The 14,628-nt window shown below is 73.2% G+C and carries 11 protein-coding genes; 5 read left to right on the top strand and 6 right to left on the bottom strand.

Annotated features, from left to right (window positions below):
* The first annotated feature begins 46 nt into the window (after window positions 1-46).
* Together OG994_RS02995 and mug are read left to right on the top strand one after the other, a co-directional pair.
* Complete coding sequence (locus OG994_RS02995; protein WP_328852112.1) at window positions 47-808, top strand: SDR family oxidoreductase; 762 nt, start codon at window positions 47-49, stop codon at window positions 806-808.
* Window positions 805-1,482, top strand: coding sequence for a G/U mismatch-specific DNA glycosylase (gene mug, locus OG994_RS02990; protein ID WP_328852111.1), 678 nt, complete (start codon window positions 805-807; stop codon window positions 1,480-1,482). The genes OG994_RS02995 and mug overlap by 4 nt, the downstream gene beginning before the upstream one ends.
* A gap of 17 nt (window positions 1,483-1,499) precedes the next feature.
* On the opposite strand, the gene OG994_RS02985 is transcribed toward mug, so the two are convergent.
* The 3 genes from OG994_RS02985 to OG994_RS02975 form a co-directional block, all read right to left on the bottom strand.
* Window positions 1,500-3,488, bottom strand: a complete 1,989-nt coding sequence (locus tag OG994_RS02985) for an ABC transporter ATP-binding protein (protein WP_328852110.1) — start codon at window positions 3,486-3,488, stop codon at window positions 1,500-1,502.
* Window positions 3,489-3,583: 95 nt separating this feature from the next.
* A complete protein-coding gene (locus OG994_RS02980) occupies window positions 3,584-4,351 on the bottom strand; it encodes an enoyl-CoA hydratase/isomerase family protein (protein WP_120327384.1) in 768 nt (255 codons plus the stop codon).
* A 103-nt stretch (window positions 4,352-4,454) separates the two neighbouring features.
* The gene (locus OG994_RS02975) at window positions 4,455-4,682 is read right to left on the bottom strand and encodes a helix-turn-helix domain-containing protein (protein WP_007462679.1); all 228 of its coding nucleotides are present in this window, start codon (window positions 4,680-4,682) and stop codon (window positions 4,455-4,457) included.
* Between the two features lie 254 nt (window positions 4,683-4,936).
* Here OG994_RS02975 and OG994_RS02970 point away from each other — a divergent pair, with 254 nt between their 5' ends.
* Window positions 4,937-5,527: a cadmium resistance transporter gene (locus OG994_RS02970; RefSeq protein WP_328853645.1), complete on the top strand. Its 591-nt coding sequence runs from the start codon at window positions 4,937-4,939 to the stop codon at window positions 5,525-5,527.
* A gap of 273 nt (window positions 5,528-5,800) precedes the next feature.
* Entirely contained in the window at window positions 5,801-7,000 is a 1,200-nt protein-coding gene (locus OG994_RS02965) for an IS110 family RNA-guided transposase (RefSeq protein WP_328850485.1), read from the top strand.
* A gap of 160 nt (window positions 7,001-7,160) precedes the next feature.
* On the opposite strand, the gene OG994_RS02960 is transcribed toward OG994_RS02965, so the two are convergent.
* Complete coding sequence (locus tag OG994_RS02960) at window positions 7,161-8,765, bottom strand: ABC-F family ATP-binding cassette domain-containing protein (protein ID WP_120327383.1); 1,605 nt, start codon at window positions 8,763-8,765, stop codon at window positions 7,161-7,163.
* 244 nt (window positions 8,766-9,009) lie between these two features.
* Between OG994_RS02960 and ypfJ the strand changes: the two genes are divergently transcribed.
* Complete coding sequence (gene ypfJ, locus OG994_RS02955) at window positions 9,010-9,921, top strand: KPN_02809 family neutral zinc metallopeptidase (RefSeq protein WP_120327434.1); 912 nt, start codon at window positions 9,010-9,012, stop codon at window positions 9,919-9,921.
* A 112-nt stretch (window positions 9,922-10,033) separates the two neighbouring features.
* Here ypfJ and OG994_RS02950 read toward each other — a convergent pair whose 3' ends face one another.
* The gene (locus tag OG994_RS02950; RefSeq protein ID WP_328852109.1) at window positions 10,034-10,696 is read right to left on the bottom strand and encodes an acVLRF1 family peptidyl-tRNA hydrolase; all 663 of its coding nucleotides are present in this window, start codon (window positions 10,694-10,696) and stop codon (window positions 10,034-10,036) included.
* 83 nt (window positions 10,697-10,779) lie between these two features.
* Window positions 10,780-14,418, bottom strand: coding sequence for a M12 family metallo-peptidase (locus OG994_RS02945; RefSeq protein WP_328852108.1), 3,639 nt, complete (start codon window positions 14,416-14,418; stop codon window positions 10,780-10,782).
* Between the last annotated feature and the right edge of the window lie 210 nt (window positions 14,419-14,628).

Here is a 14,628-nt window from a genome sequence, read left to right as displayed (position 1 = left end):
CACCGCGGCTGGCCCTGGTCGACCGGCGTACGGCAGGATCGGCGGCATGGATCTCGGACTCACCGAACGGGTGTACGTGCTGACCGGCGCCTCCAAGGGCCTCGGGTACGCGACGGCCGAGTATCTGGTCGCCGACGGCGCGCGCGTGGTGCTGTCGGCGCGGGACGCCGACGCGGTCGCCGACGCGGCGCAGCGCCTCGGCGGCCCGGAGCGCGCGGTGGGTGTCGCCGCCGACCTCGGCGACCCGACGACTCCCGAGCGCCTGGTCGCCGCGGCCCGCGAGCACTTCGGCCGGCTCGACGGTGCGCTGATCTCGGTGGGCGGGCCGCCGCCGGGCACGGTCGCGTCGGTCACCGACGAGCAGTGGCGGGCCTCGTTCGAGACGGTCTTCCTCGGGGCCGTACGCGCCCTGCGCGCGGTCGCCGCCTCCCTCACCGACGGCGGGGCGATCGGGCTGGTCCTCTCCACCTCCGCCCGGAGCCCGGTGCCCGGGCTGGGCATCTCCAACGGGCTGCGGCCCGGCCTGGTGGGAGCCGCGAAGGACGTGGCCGACGAGTACGGGCCGCGCGGCGTACGGGTCGTCGGGCTCCTCCCCGGCCGCATCCTCACCGACCGCAACCGGGAGCTGCTGGCCGCCGCCGGTGACCCGGGCCTGGCCCTCACCGAGATCGAAGCGGGCATCCCCCTGCGCCGCATCGGCGACCCCGCCGAGTTCGGCCGCGTCGCCGCGTTCGTCCTCTCCCCCGCCGCCAGCTACCTCACCGGGATCACCATTCCCGTCGACGGCGGCGCGCTGCGTACGCTGTGACCCCCGATCCGTCCGGCGGACGCCGGCCCGACCGGTCCCGCCCCGGCACACCGGCCCCGGGCGCGCGGCGGCCCGGTTCCACACCGGCCGGCGACCACCGTCCCGCGACCAGCCCCGCCGGCCGCTATCCCCGGCCCACCCGGGAGGAACTCGCGGCGGCGGCCGACCGCACCCTCCCCGACGTCATCGCGCCGGGCCTGGACGTGCTGTTCGTCGGGATCAACCCCGGACTCTGGTCGGCCGCCACGGGCTGGCACTTCGCGCGGCCCGGCAACCGGTTCTGGCCGGCGCTGCACCGGGGCGGGTTCACCCCTCGGCTGCTGCACCCGAGCGAGCAGGACACGCTGCCCGGGTACGGGATCGGCATCACCAACATGGTGGCCCGGGCCAGCGCCCGCGCCGACGAGCTGACCGCCGCCGAACTGGTCGAGGGCGCGCAGATCCTCCGGGACAAGGTGGCGCGGTACCGGCCCCGCTGGGTGGCGGTGGTCGGGGTGACCGCGTACCGCATCGGCTTCGCGCGGCCGAAGGCCACGTTCGGCGCCCAGCCGGAACGCCTCGCCGACGCCCGGCTGTGGGTGCTGCCCAACCCGAGCGGCCTGAACGCCCACTTCACGCCCGAGACCCTGGGCGCGGCCTTCGCCGAGCTGCGCCAGGCGTCGACCGTGCTCTGAGCCGCCCCGGCCGGGGGTCAGTTCGCGGCGGCCGGCGGCAGCGCCTCGTCGGGCACGTACGTGCCCAGCGGCATGACGACGGGCTCCGGGCCGGTCGCGTCCACGTACGGCGTGGGCGAGTCGGCGACTGCGAACTGCGTGCGGTAGAGCTCGGCGTAGAGGCCGCCGACGGCCACCAGTTCCTCGTGCCGCCCCCGCTCGACGATCCGTCCGCCGTCGAGGACGAGGATCTGGTCGGCGTCGCGGACCGTCGAGAGCCGGTGCGCGATGACCAGCGCCGTACGCCCGGCCAGCGCCACCGACAGCGCCCGCTGCACGGCGGCCTCGCTCTCCGAGTCGAGGTGGGCCGTCGCCTCGTCGAGGATGACGATCGAGGGCGCCTTGAGCAGCAGCCGTGCGATGGCGATGCGCTGCTTCTCGCCGCCGGAGAAGCGGTAGCCGCGCTCGCCGACCGTGGTGTCCAGCCCGTCGGGCAGGGACCGGATCAGGTCGGCGACCTGCGCGCCGGCCAGCGCCGCCCAGAGTTCGTCGTCGGTGGCGTCCGGCTTCGCGTACCGCAGGTTCTCGCGGATCGTCTCGTGGAACAGGTGCGAGTCCTGGGTGACCACGCCGATCTCGTCGCGCAGCGAGGCCAGGGTGGCGTCCCGCACGTCGACGCCGCCGACCAGCACCTGGCCGTCGGTGACGTCGTAGACGCGCGGGATCAGCATGGACAGCGTCGACTTGCCGGCACCGGACGGGCCCACGAGGGCCACCATCTGCCCCGGCTCGACGGTGAAGGAGACGCCGCGCAGCACCGGCTCGTTGACCGTACGGTCGAGCGTGGCCACCTCCTCCAGCGACGCGAGCGAGATCTCCGCGGCGCTCGGGTAGCGGAACCGCACGTCGCGGAACTCGACGCGGCCGTTGCCCCGCGGCACCGGCACGGCATCGGGCTTCTCCTCGATCGCCGGGCGCAGGTCGAGCACCTCGAAGACCCGGTCGAAGGAGACCAGCGCGCTCATCACGTCGACACGGACGTTGGAGAGGGCGGTCAGCGGGCCGTACAGCCGGGTGAGCAGCAGCGCGAGCGTCACGACGGTGCCGGCGCTGACGTGGCCGCCGACGGCGAGCCAGCCGCCCAGCCCGTACGTGAGGGCCTGCGCGAGCGAGGCGACGAGCAGCATGGCCACGAAGAACGTCCGCGAGTACATGGCGGACTGGATGCCGATGTCGCGCACCCGCTCGGCCCGCACGGCGAACCGGCGCGCCTCCGCCTCCGGCTGGCCGAACAGCTTGACCAGCAGGGCGCCGGCCACGCCGAACCGCTCGGTCATGGTGGCGTTCATCTTGGCGTCCAGGTTGTACGCCTCGCGGGTGATGTCGGCGAGGCGGCGGCCGACGCGCCGGGCCGGGATGATGAAGAGCGGCAGCAGCACGAGCGACAGGGCCGTGATCTGCCAGGAGAGGGTGAACATGACGCCGGCGGTCAGCACGAGCTGGATGACGTTGCTGACCACGCCGGAGAGCGTCGAGGTGAAGGCCCGCTGGGCGCCGAGCACGTCGTTGTTGAGGCGGCTCACCAGGGCGCCGGTCTGGGTCCGGGTGAAGAACTGCAACGGCATGCGCTGCACGTGGTCGTAGACCCGTGTGCGCAGGTCGAGGATGATGCCCTCGCCGATGCGCGCCGAGTACCACCGTTGCGCGAGGGAGAGCAGCGCGTCGGCGATCGCGAGGCCGGCGATGACCAGCGCCAGACGGACCACCAGCGAACCGGCTTCGGACCCGCCCCGGTTGATCGCGTTGATCACGTCACCGGCGAGCACCGGCGTCGCCACCCCGATGATCGCGGCCAGCACGACGGTGACGAGGAAGACGACGATGTCTCGCCGGTAGGGCCGGGCGAACGCCACGATCCGCCGCGCCACCCCGCGCCGGAGCCGGTGCGCGGAGACCTCGTCCTCGTTGCGCATCGACCGGAGCATGCTCCAGCCGGCCACGCCGCCCATCGGGTTGGACACGCTCACCTCCGGGATCGTCGGGTCGACCACACCGTCGGGTCAATTCTCCCGACGAGTGTGACAACCTCGCTCGTAACCCGAATCTTCCCGGACGGTCCTTACTATTCTCCCCGCCCGGCGAGGTCCCGCAGGCGGCGGGTCTGCGCCTCGCGTTCCGCCCGCTGCTGCTCGGCGTGGCTGCGGGCGGCGGCGCCGGCGAGCAGCGCCTTGATCTCCACGACCGCGTCCCGGTTGTTGGCCAGCAGGCCGGCGGTCAGGTCGGCCACCGCCCCGTCGAGGTCAGCCGGCGGTACGACGAGCGTGGCGAGCCCGATCCGGTCCGCCTCGGCGGCGTCCATCCGGCGGCCGGTGGCGCAGATCTCCAGCGCCCGGGAGTAGCCGACCAGCTCGACCAGGCGCTTGGTGCCGGCGAGGTCCGGCACGAGACCGAGGGTCACCTCGGCCATCGAGAGCTTCGCGTCCTGCGCGAGCACCCGCAGGTCGCAGGCGAGGGCGAGCTGGAAGCCAGCCCCGATGGCGTGGCCCTGCACGGCCGCCACGGAGATGATGTCCGGGCGGTGCAGCCAGGTGAAGGCGGCCTGGAACTCGGCGATCCGGTCGGCGCACTCCTGCTCGGGCAGGCCGGCGAGCTCGACGAAGGAACCCGGCCCGGACGCGCCGGCGACCGACAGGTCGAGGCCGGCGGAGAACGCGCGGCCCTCACCGCGCACGACCACGACGCGGACGTCGCCCGGAAGCTCCCGGGAGAAGTCGATCATCGCGCGCCACATGGCCGGAGTCTGGGCGTTGAGCACGTCGGGCCGGCACAACGTGACCGTCGCGACCGGCCCGTCGCAGTCCAGCCGTACTCCGGTCGCCTCGGCGGTCACCGGGCGGCCCGAAGGACGGCGCGGATGAACGAGCGGGACGATGATCCGGCCTGCGCGCCGCGATGCGGCACCGCGGACCGAACGAACGTCGTCGCGGGGTACGTCACGCCTTCTTGCGACGCCGGGCGCCGCCGCGCTGGCGCAGCTGCACGCCGGACTCGGTGAGCACTCGGTGGATGAAGCCGTAGGAACGGCCGGTCGAGGCCGCGAGGGCGCGGATGCTCTCCCCCGAGGTGTACCGCTTTACCAGGTCCTTGGCGAGCGTCTGACGCTCGGCTCCGACGATCCGGCGACCCTTCTCAGTGCTGGTGGCTGTGCCGGTGGCTGCCATGCTGTGTCCTCACGTCCCAGACTGTGCGGTTCGGATACGGTCCCACCTATTAGACCGCCTCGAACGATCATGCGCCAGATATCAACTATTCGCCAACCGACACGCTATGCGATGTCAGCTTCCCGATAGGGTGACGCCCTTGCGGAAGCCGGGTCCCTCCCACCGCCGCGCGTAGCGGCGGGCCGACCCGCTGCCGGCGGCTCCGGGTGCCCGATCGAGCCGGCTCGGGCCGTAGTCTGCCGAGCGTGATCGACATGCTCGGCAACGCGGGCGCCGCCGCCGTGGTCTTCGCGGCCACCGACATCGACGACATCGTCATCCTGACCCTGTTCTTCGTGGCCGCGCGCACCACCGGCCGGCCGCGACGCCGGCAGATCGTCGCCGGGCAGTACCTGGGCATCGGCGTGCTGGCGGTGGCGAGCGCCGTCGTCGCGGCCGGGCTGCTGGTCGTACCGGAGCCCTGGACGGGGCTGCTCGGCCTGCTGCCGATCGCGCTCGGCGTCCGCGCGCTGCTCCACCGCGACGACGAGGAGCCACCGGCCGTGGCGACCGGCGCGCTCGGGGTGGCCGGGGTGACCATCGCCAACGGCGCCGACAACGTGGCCGTGTACGTGCCGGTGTTCCGCGCCCTCGGCCCCGCCGACAGCGCCGTCTACCTGCTGGTGTTCGTGGTGCTCGTCGCGCTCTGGTGCGCCGCGGGCGCCTGGCTCGGCGGGCACCCCCGGGTGGTCCGCCTCGTGGAGCGGGCCGGGCACTGGCTCGTCCCGGCCCTCTTCGTGGCGATCGGCGTGGTCATCCTGGCCACCTCCGGCGTCCTGTCCCACCTGCCAACCCTGATCCCGTAAGTCCCCGCCCCGCCCCGGCGCCCGTCCCGCCCGTTACCTTTTTGATCGTCCCCAGCCGGGGACTGCTCGGTCGCCCGGCCCGGTATGACTTACTGCCCCTGTCGTACGGATGATCCGGGGGGTGTTGTCGCCGGGTCGGGTGGCGTCGACGGACCGCTGATAGGGACACGGCCACCTGCGGTATTGGGGTAGGTCTCTTCGTAACGTGGCTGCCGGCAGTCGACGCCAGATCGGCGACCGGGCTGGCCGACGACGTCGCGGGGAGGCGATGCGGTGCACGGCGACTACCAGGTGTTTCTTGGTCTGGATGTTGGCAAGGACGGGCACCACGCCGTCGCCCTGAACCGCGAGGGCAAGCGGCTGCACGACGCGGCGCTGGTCAATACCGAGGCCAAGCTGCGGCAGGTGTTCGACAAGCTCGCCCGGCACGGGCGAGTGCTGGTCGTGGTCGACCAGCCCGCCTCGATCGGGGCGCTACCGGTCGCGGTCGCCCGTGCCTGCGGCCACCAGGTCGCCTATCTGCCTGGGCTGGCGATGCGCCGCATCGCCGACCTGCATCCCGGCGCCGCGAAGACCGACGCCCGCGACGCCTACGTCATCGCTGATGCCGCCCGCAGCCTGCCGCACACGCTGCGCCGTGTTGACGTCGGCGACGACGCCCTGGCCGAGCTTGAGGTCCTGGTCGGCTTCGACGACGACCTGGCCGGCGAGGCCACCCGCCTGGCGAACCGGATCCGGGGGCTGCTCACCCAGATCCATCCCGCTCTGGAACGTGTGCTCGGTCCGAAGGTGCAACACAAGGCCGTGCTGGAGCTGCTGTCGCGCTGCGGCGGCCCGGCCGGACTGCGCAAGGCTGGCCGCCGCAAACTGGCCGCGATCGCGGGCAAGAACGCGCCTCGGATGGGCGAGCGCTTGGTCGAGCAGATCATGACGGCCCTGGACGAGCAGACCGTCACGGTTCCCGGCACCACGGCGGCCGAGACGATCCTGCCGAGGCTGGCCGACAGCCTGCGTGACGTGCTCCAGCAGCGTGACCAGGTCGCCGCCGAGGTGGAGAGGATGCTCGATGCACACCCTCTTGCCTCGGTCCTGACCTCGATGCCCGGCATCGGCGTCAGGACCGCCGCCCGGATCCTGCTCGAAGTCGGCGACGGCACCGCATTCGCCACCCCCGGGCACCTCGCCGCCTACGCCGGTCTGGCACCCGTCACCCGCCGCTCCGGCAGCAGCATCCGCGGCGAACACCCACCCCGCGGCGGCAACAAGCAACTCAAACGCGCCTTCTTCCTCGCCGCGTTCGCCGCCCTCACCGACCCCATCAACCGCGCCTACTACGACCGCAAAAGAGCCGAAGGCAAACGCCACAACGCCGCCCTCATCTGCCTCGCCCGACGCCGCTGCGACGTCCTATTCGCCATGCTCCGCCACAAGACCCCCTACCAACCACGCCCGACGGCCCCCGTCGCTGCTTGACGAAACCCATAGGGACACCCCCCCGGCGCCGTCCCGTCCCGTCCCGTCCCGTCGATCATGAGGTTATTGCCGCGACACGCCGAGGCGAAGGGCAATAACCTCATGATCGACGGGAGCAGCCGGCCGGGGCCGGGCAGCCCGGCCGGGCGCGCGGAATGGGTCAGGCCAGCTCTACCAGTTCCAGGAGGTCGTCGCTCCAGGCGTCCTCGTCGCCGTCGGGGAGCAGGATGGCACGGTCGGGCTTGAGCGCCTCGACCGCGCCCGGGTCGTGCGTGACCAGCACGATCGCGCCCGGGTAGCGCGCGATCGCGTCGAGCACCTGCTCGCGGCTGACCGGGTCCAGGTTGTTGGTGGGCTCGTCGAGCAGCAGCACGTTGGCGCCCGAGCAGACCAGGGTGGCCAGGGCCAGCCGCGTCTTCTCGCCGCCCGACAGCACCCCGGCGGGCTTGTCCACGTCCTCGCCGGAGAAGAGGAACGCGCCGAGGATCTTGCGCAGGTCCGTGTCGGTCTGCTCCGGCGCGGCGCTGCGCATGTGGTCCAGCACGCTCCGGTCCACGTCGAGCGTCTCGTGCTCCTGCGCGTAGTAGCCCAGCCGCAGGCCGTGGCCCGGGTTGACCTGACCGGTGTCCGGTTCGAGCAGGCCGCCGAGGATCCGCAGCAACGTGGTCTTGCCGGCGCCGTTGAGCCCGAGGATGGCCACCCGGGAGCCCCGGTCGACCGCCACGTTCACGTCGGTGAAGATCTCCAGCGAGCCGTACGACTTGGAGAGGCCCGTGGCGGTGAGCGGGGTCTTGCCGCACGGCGCCGGCGTGGGGAAGCGCACCTTGGCCACCTTGTCGGCGACCCGCACCTCCTCCAGCCCGGACAGCAGCCGCTCGGCCCGGCGGGCCATGTTCTGCGCGGCGACCGTCTTGGTGGCCTTGGCCCGCATCTTGTCGGCCTGGGCCATGAGCGCGCCGGCCTTCTTCTCGGCGTTGGCCCGCTCGCGGCGGCGGCGGCGCTCGTCGGTCTCGCGGGCCTCCAGGTACGCCTTCCAGCCCAGGTTGTAGACGTCGACGACCGAGCGGGTGGCGTCGAGGAACCAGACCTTGTTCACGACGGCGTCAAGCAGCGAGGCGTCGTGGCTGATCACGACCAGCCCGCCCTTGTGGTTGGCGAGGAAGCCCCGCAGCCAGGTGATCGAGTCCGCGTCGAGGTGGTTGGTGGGCTCGTCGAGCAGCAGGATGCCGCCGCCGTTCTCGCCGGCGTCGCGGAACAGGATCCGGGCCAGTTCGATGCGCCGGCGCTGACCGCCGGAGAGGGTCCCGATGGGCTGGGCGAGCGCCCGGTCGGGCAGGCCGAGGTTGGCGCAGATGCGGGCGGCCTCCGCCTCGGCGGCGTACCCGCCCAGCGACGCGAACTGGTCCTCCAGCGCACCGTAGCGGCGCACCAGGCGCTCGTCGGCGTCGTCGGCGAGCTTGGCCTCGATCTCCTTCATCTGGGACATGAGCACGTCGAGGCCCCGGGCGGAGAGCACCCGGTCCCGGCCGGTGACGTCGAGGTCGCCGGTACGCGGGTCCTGCGGCAGGTAGCCGATGTTGCTGCGGCGCTCGATCTGCCCGGCGTACGGCTGTCCCTCCCCCGCCAGCACCTTGAGGGTGGTGGTCTTGCCGGCGCCGTTGCGGCCGACCAGACCGATCCGGTCACCGGGCTGCACGCGCAGCGTGGTGTCGGACAGCAGGATGCGGGCGCCGGCGCGCAACTCCAGGCCGGTTGCAGTGATCATTTCGTGGGGCTCGCTCTCGGGGTCTGGAAGGCTGACTCAGGGCACACGAAAGCGCCGGCGGGCGACGGGCCCGTCGGCGCGGGGCGGTTCAGCCTTCGCAGCGCAGCACGGCGACAAGTGTACCGGCCGGCGTCCGACTTTCCCTCCGGATTACCAATCAAGATCATCGGGTACGAAACCAGGCGTCCGGGCCCGGTCCGGTACCGCAAGCACCTTCACGGCCCAATCGGTGATCGGGGACAACATGCAGCTGAACGAGAACGCGCAGATCGACACCAGCCAGGTGGACGACCGCCGTGGCTCGGGCGGGGGCGGTATCGGCGGGATACCGATCCCCATCGGTGGCGGCCGGGGCGGCATCGTCGGCCTCGTCGTCGCGGTCCTGGTGGCCCTGCTCGGCGGCGGCTTCGGGCTGAACGCGGCCCTGGACGGTGGCGGCGACTCGACGGGCGACAACACCTCGCTGGAGCAGAAGTGCTCGGCGGACGACGCGCTCCAGCAGTTGGACTGCCGGAACACCCTCTACGTCAACTCCATCCAGGCGTACTGGCAGGCCGAGCTGCCCCGGGCCTTCGGCGAGCAGTACCAGCCGTCGAAGACCGTCTTCTTCAGCCAGGCCGTCAACACGGCGTGCGGCGGAGCCGACTCCGGCGTCGGCCCGTTCTACTGCCCCGCCGACGACCTGGTCTACATCGACCTCAGCTTCTACCGGGTGCTCGCCGACCAGCTCGGCGCCGAGGGCGAGTTCGCGCAGCCGTACGTGCTGGCCCACGAGTACGGCCACCACGTGCAGGACCTGCTCGGCACCGAGGCGCAGATGCGCCGCCAGCAGCAGCGCGACCCGGGCAACGCCAACGCGCTCTCGGTGAAGCTGGAGCTGCAGGCCGACTGCTACGCGGGCGCGTGGGCGCGCAACGCCACCGGCACCGCCGACGCGGGCGGCCAGAAGATCTTCACGAGCATCAGCGAGCAGGACATCCAGCAGGCGATCGACACCGCCGAGAAGATCGGCGACGACGCCATCTCGGAGCGGGCCAACCGGCCGGTGAACCCGGACGAGTTCACCCACGGCTCGTCGGCCCAGCGCAAGGAGTGGTTCACCCGGGGCTACTCCAGCGGGGACCCGAAGGCCTGCGACACCTTCGGCAACGGCTGATTCCTCCCTCCCCCATCCGGGCCCCCGGCTCCGCCGCCGGGGGCCCGGCCACGTCCGCGCCACGGTCGCGCTCGATTCCGCGGTGGTGGCCGCCACGCCCGGGGGCGGTCGGTCAGGCGCGGGCGTCCCGGTCGGGGTCGCGGACCAGGATCCGGACCGCCCGGGCCGCCGCGACCGCGTCGACGAGCACGGCGTGCCGTGGCTCGGGCACGTCGAGGAGCCGGTCGGCACGCAGCGCCGCCAGCGACGCGAGCCGCCGGTCGGCGAGCACGGTGTCGACGGCCCGCCGGTCACCGCCGACGACCAGGGCGGCCAGCGAGCCCGCCTCCGGCAGCAGCAGGCGTACGGCCAGGTCGGCCGCGTCGCCCAGCGCCGCCTTCGCCTGGTTGTCGCGCCGGCGGGCGAAGCGCTGCTGGGACCAGCCGCCAGCGGCCGTACGCCCCTGCACGTAACGGGTGTCCACCTTCGACACGACGAGGTCGGCGCCCTCGGCGACCCCGACCGCCACCGCGCCCTTGCGGGCGAGCAGCAGGCCGATCCGGCGTGGCGCGGTGGCCTCGGCCACGAACGCGGGCACGTCGTCGGTCGGCGGTGCGCCGGGTGGGGTGTGCAGTTCGGCGGTCGCGCCGTCGGGGGCGGTCAGCAGCAGCCCGTACGCCTGGATGCTGACGCTCGGCGGGCCGTGCCGGTCGGTGAAGCCCGCCACCCAGCGGGCCACGCGGGCCGGGTCGACCTCGACCCACCGACCGCCACCGGCAGCGGGTCGGCTGTTCATGGCCCGACGGTACGGCACCGGGGGCCGGCCCGGCGCCGCGGGACGCGGGAGGACGCCGGGGCCCCCTCCCGCGTCGTCGGCGGTCAGTGGACGGTGAGGTTGCCCCCGACCAGCCGCGCCTCGGCGGTGCCGGCGCCGCTCCAGTCGGACGAGAAGAGCAGTTCACCGCCCCGCCAGAGCGTGACGCCGACGGTGTCGTCGCGGCCGGGGCTGCCCCGGTCGGTCACCGTCGCCGTGAGCGTCAGCCCGCCGGCCACCAGCCTGCCGTCGCTGTCGTGCAGGCTCGCCCGGTACCGCACCTGCGCCAGGTCGCCGGCGCGGCTCAGGCCGAGGCCCTCGACCGCGGTGCCGCGGATCTGGTAGCCGCGGCCCGCCGACCGGAAGTCGACGGTCGCCGCGCCGGTCGGGCTCCGGCCGGCCTTCGCCGGCTTCGCGACCAGGTCGACCGTCACCCGGGAGCCCGGCGTGACCGGGAAGAGCCCCGCGGACCGGCCCGCGTCCAGCATGCCGTCACCGGTGAGGAACGCCCCGTCGGAGGGTGCGACCCGCACCTGCGCGCTGGTCGCGCCGGTGTAGTGGCCGCCAACCGTGGCGGTGACGGTGTGCGTGCCCGTCGGCAGGGTGGCCTCGCAGGAGGCGGAGCCGCTGCCGGCGGGAGACCCGAGTAGGTCCACCACGCCCGTGCACAGCGGCACGCCGCCCTCGGTGAACGTCACGGTCGCACGCCGTACGTCGCCCGTGGTGGTGTCGGACGCGCCGGGCAGCACCGAGCCGTCCCGCACCACCGCCCGCAGCAGGGCGGTGCCGGACCTGCCGCCGGCCGCGGTGGTGACGAGGGTGTCACCGGCCCAGCTCACGGCCGCGTCCTCGGCGCCGACGCGGACCGTGAAGGACGTGCTCGCGGCCAGCCCCGTGCCGTCGGAGACCGTGACGGTGACCGGATAGTCGCCGGGGGCCGCCGTGGTGGCGCCCGCGACGGTCCAGCTCCGTGTACCCGGGCGGGTGTCCGCGCCGGAGGTCGCCGCCACGGCGAGGGACAGGCCGGCCGGCAGGCCCACGGCGGACGCGGTCAACGCCGCACCCGCGGTGTCCGCGTCGCTCGCGGTGACCGTGACCGTCGGCGCGAGCGCGTCACTGTACTGGACGGCCACGCCGCCCGCCGGGGCGTCGTGGGACACCTCGGGGACGGCCCGGATCGTGAGGTCGGCGTCGTTGAGGTCGAAGAAGACGTTGCCGACCGCCTCGATCCTGATCCGCGCCCGGTCCGTCGCCACGTTCGGCAGGGTCACCGAGGCACTGCCCGTGTTGGGTACGGCGTCGGCCAGCACGTGCGGGAAGGTCGCGCCGCCGTCGACGGATAGCGAGATCCGCACCTGGCGGGCGTTCACCGGTGCCACGTCCGTGCCCGCCACGTCCCAGGTCACGGTCTGGGTCGAGCCGCCGTCGAGCACGGCGCCGTCGCCCTGCGAGGTGACCAGGAACGGCCCGGCGTCCGGGGCCAGCACGACCGCCACGTCCGCACTGCCGACGCCACCGCCGCCGAGCCGCCCGTCCCGGGCGGTGAGCTTGAAGTGCAGGGTGCGGTCGTTGTTCAGCCCGACCCAGTCCCGGGTGGGCAGGAACTCGGAGTAGCAGTCGACCAGCTCCGCCGGCACGTTGGACGCGCCGCCGGTGGGCGGCGGCGCCGGCGCGGCCGGGCAGGCGCCCGTCTTCGCGTTCGTGTTGCCGGCCGCGATCTGCCCCAGGTCCGGGAACACCCGGGTCGGGTTCGTGGTGACCGCGTTCTGGCCCGGGGAGTGGTACTTCAGGGTGTCCTCCGGCGACACGTACGCCGCCTGGCCGAACACGCGGAACAGCGGCCCGTTCGTCTTGGTGTTGTTCACCAGCGCGGTGCCGGCCGCGGCGCCCCGGTCGTTCTGCTCCCAGAGGTACGTGACCGCGTCGCCGTCGGCGTCGGTGGCGCTGCCGGTCAGCGCGAACGGTGTGCGCACCGGGATGGTGACGGTGTCCGGCACGGTGACCACCGGCGCGTGGTTGCCGGTCTCCTCGACGAGGAAGCCGCCGTTGTCGATGGCGCCGCCCTTCGCCGTCTCGCCGACGAAACCGGAGGCGCCGGAGACGGTGGACAGCGCGAGCTGGTCCACGTTGGTGCCGGCCAGCGTGCCGCCGAAGGTGACCTGGAAGCCGGTGTCGTTCAGCGTCCCGCTGCCACCGAAGGCGGCGACCGTGACGGTCGCGCCGGCGGGCCAACCCGCGGCCGACTCGATGGCCGCCTTGATGCCGGCCGTCGTGTAGTTGACGCCCCGCACAACGGGGGCCGACTCGACGCCGCCGACGCTGACGGTGAACGAGTCACCGTCGGTGTCGAAGTCCCGCAGCGACACGGTCTGCACCTCGTTGATCGCCGGCCGGGTCGAGGTGACGTAGTTGGTGATCTCGGTGTAGCTGCGGTGCGACCAGTACGGGTCGCTGTGCGGCTGGATGTTGTCCTGCTGGCAGATCCCGGCGTACGCCATGATGGACGACCCGCTGCCCGGCTCGTACGAGTTCGCGGCGCTGCGGTTGCCGCCCGAGCAGTTGTACTGCGTGCCGTTGAAGGTGTGGTTGCCGGCGAACTGGTGGCCGATCTCGTGTGCCACGTAGTCGACCGCGTAGTAGTCCCCGACCGGTGTCGGCAGGCCCGTGCAGCCCTGCGCCTTGCCGTTGCCGCCGACGACGCCGAGGCTCGCGACGCCGCCACCGTTGACGCCGAGACCGATGTGGCCCACGTCGTAGTTGCTCGCCCCCACGAGCTGACCGAGGACGATCCGGTTCCGGCTCAGCGTGCCGCCACCGCAGGAGCTGAGCTGCGCCGGCGTGAAGCAGGCGGCCGCCCCGCACGGGCCGTTCGGCTCGGTGGCCAGCGCCGGGGTGTTCAGGTTCGTCCGGTCGGTGGCGTTGACGAGCACGAGCCGGATCGCGGTCTCGTCCTCGTAGATCTGCGTCACCCGGTTCATGAGGGTCACCTTGGCGGCGGTCACGTTCTCGGCGCCGAAGAAGGCGGCGTACGACGGGTCGGTCACCAGCGCGACCCGGTAGGTGCGCAGCAGCACCCGCGGCCCGACCGGCACCTCCGCCGGCGCCGCGCCGACCTCGTCCTCCAGGGCACGCGCCGCCGCGGCGACGTCCTCCCGCTCGATCAGGGCACCGTGCGGGTTCCGGAGGTCACGGGCGAAGTAGCTCGCGTACAGGCTCTGGTCGAGGTGGTAGTAGGGGTCGATGTACCAGGCGCCGGAGGTGGACCGGACCGAGGCGTGGAAACCCAGCGGGGTGAGGTCCGCCCGGATGGTGGCGGTCGGGTCGTCGAGGCCCTTGCCCGCGTACGTCGTGATCTCGGGGTGGGCGGCCGCGAGGCCGGCCTCCATGACCGGCGACTCCACCAGCTCGAAGCGCTGGAAGCTGCCGTCCGGCGCGGGGAGGGACACCACCTGCCGCTGCTGGCGCGCCGAGCGGGCGCGTTCCTGGGGCACCCGCTCCAGGGCGCCGCGCAGGGCGTCGCGGTCGAGGGTGTACGCGGCGAGCCGCTCGGCGTCCACCGTGGCCTTGCGGCCGGCCTTGGTCGGCGCCGGTGTGCCGTCCACCTTCTGCCACGGGCTGTCGGGGGCCGGGGCGGCGGCGGCCGGGGTGGGCGCCAGCACCGGCAGTGTCGCCGCCGCGAGCGCGGCGACGAGCAGGGTGGCCATCCGTCCACTTTTCGGCCGGCCGGCGGGTGACCCGTGTCGTGGTCGACGTATCAGGGTGAGCCTCACGTCGTCTCCTGTCGGGTGAGGAGTGGCTGGAGTCCTCCGCGCGGTCCGGGTTGACGGAGCGTACGCGAGTGATCCACTGACTGCTCGTGACCCTAGGCGGACGGCGGACCCACGACATCAGCCGGACAGCCAGTGCCGGTCCGG

Source organism: Micromonospora globbae (genome assembly GCF_036184225.1).
In the GTDB taxonomy this organism is placed as follows: Bacteria; Actinomycetota; Actinomycetes; order Mycobacteriales; family Micromonosporaceae; genus Micromonospora; species Micromonospora globbae.
The sequence above is the reverse complement of the archived record's forward strand: the minus strand, read 5'-3'. Positions and strand labels throughout refer to the sequence as shown.